The 1,995-nt window shown below is 45.0% G+C and carries 3 protein-coding genes; all 3 read left to right on the top strand.

Annotated elements, in window-relative coordinates; genetic code table 11:
• Positions 1–286 precede the first annotated feature (286 nt).
• The 3 genes from RMO27_RS11245 (at position 287) to RMO27_RS11235 (ending at position 1,792) form a co-directional block, all read left to right on the top strand.
• Entirely contained in the window at positions 287–499 is a 213-nt protein-coding gene (locus RMO27_RS11245) for a hypothetical protein (RefSeq protein WP_309732413.1), read from the top strand.
• A 69-nt stretch (positions 500–568) separates the two neighbouring features.
• The gene (locus RMO27_RS11240; RefSeq protein ID WP_309732411.1) at positions 569–1,513 is read left to right on the top strand and encodes an SDR family oxidoreductase; all 945 of its coding nucleotides are present in this window, start codon (positions 569–571) and stop codon (positions 1,511–1,513) included.
• Positions 1,514–1,621: 108 nt separating this feature from the next.
• Positions 1,622–1,792, top strand: a complete 171-nt coding sequence (locus tag RMO27_RS11235) for an NblA/ycf18 family protein (protein WP_309732409.1) — start codon at positions 1,622–1,624, stop codon at positions 1,790–1,792.
• Positions 1,793–1,995: the final 203 nt, after the last annotated feature.

Below are 1,995 nucleotides of genomic sequence, written 5' to 3'. Positions count from 1 at the left end.
ATCGTGATTATCTCCGATCGATAATCAATTTATTTAGCCAGCTAGAGATTGCGATATATTCACCCTCAGACTAGCTGAATGTTGCTGTAGCTATGAGGATCGCGCAGTCCTAACGTTAAAATTTTTTGTTGCTTTTGAGTTGGATTTCAATCATAGAGTCCTTGCTGGGACTAGTTTGTATTGATTTTCAAGTATATTTTGCAATTGCTGGTGACGTTACTACCCGAAAGACTAAACTAGTGTTATGTTAATAATTGTTGCACTATTTCAATAACTTCGCACTTGTATGTCATACCAAAGCACAGCTCCAATTTTTAACCCCGAATTTAATCGCTTTCAAAAGATTAATGCGACTGAAGCATGGTCGCTGTTTTTCTCTGCCAGCAACAAAGACCAACTCTTGGGTTCAGATCGTCAGACTGGCAATTATTTCACTTTTGGGTTGCTGGGTGCGGCGGTCGCGTATGCACTGGAAATTGTTGTCTCTCACTCGATTTAATCAAACGCTGGCTGAATTCTGGCGGTCTACCGCTCAAAATTCCAAATATTCTCGACATTAACCAACAAAATGTACGACTCCGCCGATAGAAACAGTCCTTTCGATGAGAACGTGCCCGCGATGGACATGAGTCTCCTCCAGCAATTAATCGGTCAACATGCTCAACGCCACCCACTGTTTGAGAACATTACCATCCTTGGTTGTGGCTATGTTGGCACCGCACTAGCCGAATATTGGCAAGAACAGGGACATTTGGTGACAGGGACGACCACTAGCCCCGACCGAGTGGCTCTACTCTCCAAGACTGTCTCAACAGCAGTCGTGATGAAAGGGAACGACCTGCGGGTAAGTTCAGTGCTCGAAGATCGAAATACTTTAGTAGTGAGCGTTGCCCCGACAGGCTTTCAAGCGGCAGATGAAGCAAGTTATGCCGAGACTTACCTGGCGACGGCTCGGAACATAGCCAACGCTTTGAGTGATGCTGATAACATCAAGCAGGTCATCTATTTGAGTAGCTGCTCTGTGTATGGAGATCGTCAGGGCGCATGGGTTGATGAAACTGCGCGAATTGACTCTCTAGATCGTAAAAGCCAGCTAATTTATGAGGCCGAACAGACAATATTGCAGGCAGCTACCGATCGCCAAAAAGTCTGTGTGCTCAGACTCGGCGGCATCTATGGTCCTGGCCGCGAACTCGTCAGTATGTTTGGCGGTTTGGCGGGGATGACGATGCCAGGAAAAGGAGATCGGTTTATCAATTGGATTCACCGCGATGATATCGTCGGCGCGATCGAATTTGCCCGGTTAAACGAGCTGAATGGAATCTACAATCTGGTTGATGATAGCCAACTGACAATTAAAGAACAGGTCGAACGAGTTTGTACTCACTATCACTTACCAGCAGTAGATTGGGATGCTACCAAACTTAGTCTTCAGCGCAAGAGCTTGCAAGTCAGCAATCAGAAGCTCAAAACAGCCGGATACAATCTAATTCACCCCCAAATTCTGGTCTGAACAGAAAGAACTAGGATCGACACTGGCAGAGAGCTAAAGCTGGCTGTTCGCATGTGGAAATTTTCAGATAGCTTTGACTCAGATGTACTCAAAATCTAATTGCTAATTATGAATCTCCCCATCAGTTTGAGCTTTGAGCAAGAGTTTAATTTAAAAGTTTATCAGGAACAGCTCAAGACACTAGATTTGCAAACAACACAAGACTTGCTACTGGAAGTTTTGCGTCAATCAATGGTCAAAGAAAATTTATTCAAGCAAGTAATTAAGGATGGTATTTAGCAATCTGATGATGTCGGATTAACAACTGCTGCATTCGATCGAGTTTTAAAATTCGATCGTTGCTGGCATTAATATTCTAGATGCACACGATCGCTGCCATCACTCTTCTAATAACGATAACTGTTCGCTGCTGTCATTGCCCCCTTTCAAGCCCAAATGCTTCCGCGCGGCGGCTGTCACCACCCGTCCCCGTGGCGTCCGAT

The organism is Chamaesiphon sp. OTE_75_metabat_556 (genome assembly GCF_031378165.1).
Lineage (GTDB): Bacteria > Cyanobacteriota > Cyanobacteriia > Cyanobacteriales > Chamaesiphonaceae > Chamaesiphon.
This window is presented reverse-complemented; position numbering and strand designations above follow the sequence as displayed.